Source organism: Micromonospora sp. NPDC003776 (assembly GCF_053605645.1).
In genome coordinates this window covers 1-4,523 of record NZ_JBSGJR010000566.1, presented here as the reverse complement: position 1 = coordinate 4,523, position 4,523 = coordinate 1, and the positions used below count along the sequence as shown (strand labels likewise).

General features: G+C 75.1%; 3 protein-coding genes and 1 pseudogene. 2 read left to right on the top strand and 2 right to left on the bottom strand.

Features of this window, described 5'->3' with window-relative positions:
* Positions 1-176, bottom strand: a pseudogene (locus ACWEVO_RS30955) (S1 family peptidase); the annotation flags it as partial.
* A 14-nt stretch (positions 177-190) separates the two neighbouring features.
* On the opposite strand from ACWEVO_RS30955, the gene ACWEVO_RS30950 reads away from it, so the two are divergent.
* Positions 191-1,792 (top strand): MFS transporter, encoded by a 1,602-nt coding sequence (locus ACWEVO_RS30950; protein ID WP_452311003.1) that lies wholly within the window; start codon positions 191-193, stop codon positions 1,790-1,792.
* Here the strand turns inward: ACWEVO_RS30950 and ACWEVO_RS30945 are convergent.
* Positions 1,761-2,426: a DUF998 domain-containing protein gene (locus ACWEVO_RS30945; protein ID WP_452311002.1), complete on the bottom strand. Its 666-nt coding sequence runs from the start codon at positions 2,424-2,426 to the stop codon at positions 1,761-1,763. The genes ACWEVO_RS30950 and ACWEVO_RS30945 overlap by 32 nt on opposite strands.
* A 222-nt stretch (positions 2,427-2,648) precedes the next feature.
* Here ACWEVO_RS30945 and aspS point away from each other — a divergent pair, with 222 nt between their 5' ends.
* Positions 2,649-4,454 (top strand): aspartate--tRNA ligase, encoded by a 1,806-nt coding sequence (gene aspS / locus ACWEVO_RS30940; protein WP_452311001.1) that lies wholly within the window; start codon positions 2,649-2,651, stop codon positions 4,452-4,454.
* Positions 4,455-4,523: the final 69 nt, after the last annotated feature.

Below are 4,523 nucleotides of genomic sequence, written 5' to 3'. Positions count from 1 at the left end.
TTGATCAGCCCGTAGACGCTGCCCTCGGCGTAGTTCACCGTCGCGTTGGTGGCCGAGACGCTGCCGCTGTGCACGCCGGTGGTGCTGCCGGAGCGGTCACCCGTCCGGCCGGCCCGGCCGGCGCAACAGCGCCCCGGTGAACGACCGGTACCGGGGACTGAGCCGCCGGCGGCGGGGTACGTTCCGGCCGATGAGCACCCCCGCGACCACCGTCAACCCGCCCGCCTCCGCCTGGGCGCCGCTGCGGGTCGCCGCGTTCCGCGCGCTCTGGCTCGCGGTGCTGGCCAGCAACGTCGGCACCTGGATGCAGACGGTCGGCGCCCAGTGGCTGCTGGTCCACCAGCCCAACGCGCCGACCCTGGTCTCCCTGGTGCAGACCGCCAGCATGCTGCCGGTCCTGCTGCTCGCGCTGCCGGCCGGCGCGCTCGCCGACACCTTCGACCGGCGCCGGCTGCTGATCGCCGTGCAGTGCTTCCTGGCCGGGGTGGGGGTGCTGCTCACCGCGCTGACCGCGGCCGGACGGATGCCGGCCGCTCTGCTGCTCACCCTCACCTTCGGCCTCGGCGTGGGGCAGGCGCTCACCCTGCCCGCCTGGCAGGCGGTGATCCCCGAGCTGGTGCCCCGGGCGCAGCTCGTGTCCGCCGCGGCACTCGGCTCGATCAGCGTCAACCTAGCCCGGTCGGTCGGGCCGGCGGTGGCCGGTGTGCTGGTCGCCCAGGCCGGGGTCGCCGTGGTCTTCGCGGTGAACGCCGCCTCCTTCGTGATCTTCGCGCTGGCCCTGGTGCGTTGGCGGCGCGACGGCGCGGACGCGGACGCCACGCCGGAACGGTTCACGGCCGCGCTGCGGGCCGGCGGCCGGTACGTCCGCCATTCCCCGGTGGTCCGCCGGATCCTGCTGCGCGCCGCCCTCTTCGTGGTGCCCGGCAGCGCGCTCTGGGCGCTGCTGCCCCTGGTGGCCAGCCGCCGGCTCAACCTGGGCGCCGGCGGGTACGGCGTGCTGCTCGGCGCGCTGGGCGTCGGCGCGGTGGCCGGGGCGCTCGTGCTGCCCCGGATCCGGCGGGTGCTCTCCAACAACCGGCTGCTGCTGCTCGCCGGCCTGCTCTACGCCGCGGCGCTGGCGGTCCTCGCGCTGGTGCCGGTGCCCGCCCTGGCGATCGCCGCCCTGGTGCCCGCCGGGCTGGCCTGGATGACCGTGCTGTCCAGCGTCAACGCCGCGATGCAGCTGTTCCTCCCCGGCTGGGTACGCGCCCGGGGCCTGTCGGTCTACCAGATGGTCTTCGCGGGCGGGCAGGCCCTCGGCGCGGTGGCCTGGGGCGCCCTCGGCGAACTCGCCGGTCTGATGGTCGCGCTGACCGCCGCCGCGGCGATGATGGCCGTCGGCGCGGTCAGCGTGCTGCGCTGGCCGCTGCGGGAGGTCGCGGGCGTCGACCGGGATCCGTCGATCTACTGGCCGGAGCCGCACCTGGCACTGGAGCCGCACCCGCGCGGCGGGCCGGTCGTCGTCACCGTCTCGTACACGGTCCGGCCGGAGCGGCAGGCCGCCTTCGTCGAGGCGATGCGGGCGGTCGGCCGGTCCCGTCGGCGTACCGGGGCGATGCGGTGGGGGCTGTTCCGGGCCGGGGAACGGGCGCACGGCTTCGTCGAGGTCTACCAGGTGCCGTCCTGGGAGGAACACCTGCGCCAGCACGGCGGCCGGCTCACCGGGGCCGACCGGGTGGCCGAGGAACGGGCCCGCGAGCTCGCCGAGGACGACGTACGGGTCAATCACCTGCTGCCGGCCGACCCGGACTGACCGGCCGGCGCGTCGGGGTACCGGCGGCGGACCACCGGCGGTGCGCGGCCCGGGCGGAGAGCACCGCGAGCAGCGGCCAGAGGGCGACCGCCACCGCCGTCACCCGTTCCGCCAGGCCGGTCCGCGACCCGCCGGTCACCTCCAGCACGAACCAGCCGAAGAGCGCCAGCAGCAGCGCCGACGCGGTCAGCGCCACCGGTCGCCGGAACGCCCACGGCGGCTCCGCGTGGACCGCCGCCGGGGGCAGCCGCAGGGCCGTCCCGGCCGGCCAGAACACCAGCGCGAGCACCGCGACGGTCGCGACGGTCCCGTGCGCCGGCGAGCCGCCGACCTGCGGGCGGGGAAAGGCGATCAGCGCGATGGTGGCCGCGCCGCCCGCGCCGAGCAGGAACCGGGCGGGCAGCCCCGCGGCGTGCAGCACGGCGGCGGTGCCCAGGTAGCAGCAGCCGAGCAGGACCAGGCAGCCGGTCATGATCCACGGGTCGACGGCGCCGGGGCCGGCCAGTTCGCTGATGGTGTCCCGGACCGGGTCGTACCCGGGCGGTTGCCGGGCGCCGGCCACCGTCCAACCGGTCACCAGCAGGACGGGCGCCGCCGCGGCCGTGGCGACGGCCCAGCCGGGTACCGCTCGCATCCGGCCACGGTAACCGCGTACCGCCGGTCGTGGGGGTCAGGCCGAGGTGATCCGAGCGTCGGTGAGCACCACGATGGAGCCGGGCCGCTCGCACCGGACCTGCGGGATGAGGCCTTCGCCCGAGCCGGGCCGGGGGACCGGGTTGCCGGGTGGCGCGGGGCGCGCTCCGCCAAGCTGACAGAATGCGGGGGCAGCCCGTTCAGCGATGAGGAGACGCAAGCCGTGATCCGTACCCACAATGCCGGAAGCCTGCGCGCGGCGGACGCCGGCTCGACGGTGACCCTCGCTGGGTGGGTGGCCCGCCGGCGCGACCACGGCGGCGTCATCTTCGTCGACCTGCGCGACGCCTCCGGCGTGGTGCAGGTCGTCTTCCGCGAGGAGGACGCGCACGCGCTGCGCAACGAGTTCTGCGTGAAGGTCACCGGCGAGGTGACCCGCCGCCCGGAGGGCAACGAGAACCCGGACCTGCCCACCGGCGAGGTCGAGGTCACCGCGACCGCGCTGGAGGTGCTCTCCGAGGCCGCGCCGCTGCCGCTGCCGGTCGACGACCAGGTGGAGGCCGGCGACGACATCCGGCTCAAGTACCGCTACCTGGACCTGCGCCGCAGCGGCCCGGCGAAGGCGCTGCGGCTGCGCTCGCGGGCCAGCCAGCTCGCCCGGACGGTGCTGCACGAGCGGGACTTCCTGGAGATCGAGACCCCGACGCTGACCCGCTCCACCCCGGAGGGTGCCCGCGACTTCCTGGTCCCGGTCCGGCTCCAGCCCGGCAGCTGGTACGCGCTGCCGCAGTCGCCGCAGCTGTTCAAGCAGCTGCTCATGGTCGGCGGCATGGAGCGGTACTACCAGATCGCCCGCTGCTACCGGGACGAGGACTTCCGCGCCGACCGGCAGCCGGAGTTCACCCAGCTCGACATCGAGATGTCCTTCGTCACCGAGGACGACGTGATCGAGCTGGGCGAGGCGATCGTCTCGGCGCTCTGGTCCGACCTCGCCGGCTACGAGATCCCCCGGCCGATCCCGCGGATCACCTGGCACGACGCGATGTCCCGGTACGGCTCGGACAAGCCGGACCTGCGCTACGGCATCGAGCTGACCGAGCTGACCGACTACCTGCGCGGCACCGAGTTCCGCGTCTTCGCCGGGGCGATCGACGCCGGCGGGTACGTCGGCGCGGTGGTGATGCCGGGCGGCGCGGCCCAGACCCGCAAGGAGCTGGACGGCTGGCAGGACTGGGCCAAGGCGCGCGGCGCCCGCGGCCTGGCGTACGTGGTGCTGGACGCGGAGACCGGCGAGGCGCGCGGCCCGGTGGCCAAGAACCTCTCCGAGGCGCACCTGGCCGGCCTGGCCGACGCCGTCGGCGCCAAGCCCGGCGACGCGATCTTCTTCGCCGCGAGCACGAACACCCGGGAGGCGCAGGAGCTGCTCGGCGCGGCCCGGATCGAGATCGCCAAGCGGGCCAACCTGGTCGACGAGAGCGCCTGGGCGTTCTGCTGGGTAGTCGACGCGCCGATGTTCGAGCGCACCGACGAGGGCGGCTGGACGGCCGTGCACCACCCGTTCACCTCGCCGAACGCCGAGTGGGTGGACCGGTTCGAGGAGGCTCCGGACCGGGCCCTGGCCTACGCGTACGACATCGTCTGCAACGGCAACGAGATCGGCGGCGGCTCGATCCGTATCCACCGCGGCGACGTGCAGCAGCGCGTCTTCGACCTGCTCGGCATCACGGCCGAGGAGGCGCAGGACAAGTTCGGCTTCCTGCTGGAGGCGTTCAAGTACGGTGCCCCGCCGCACGGCGGCATCGCGTTCGGCTGGGACCGGGTCTGCATGCTGCTCGCCGGCGCCGACTCGATCCGCGAGGTCATCGCCTTCCCGAAGACCCGGGGCGGCTTCGACCCGCTGACCGGCGCGCCGACGCCGATCACCGGGCAGCAGCGCGCCGAGGCCGGCATCGACGCCAAGCCGAAGGCGCCGACCGGCCCGCACGCCGGCACCGCCGGCCCGGTCGCCCCGGTGGCCGACCCGACCTGATCCCGATGAGCAGGCCCGCGTCACGCCGACGCGGGCCTTCTCGATGTCTGGGGGACGACGTGACACTGC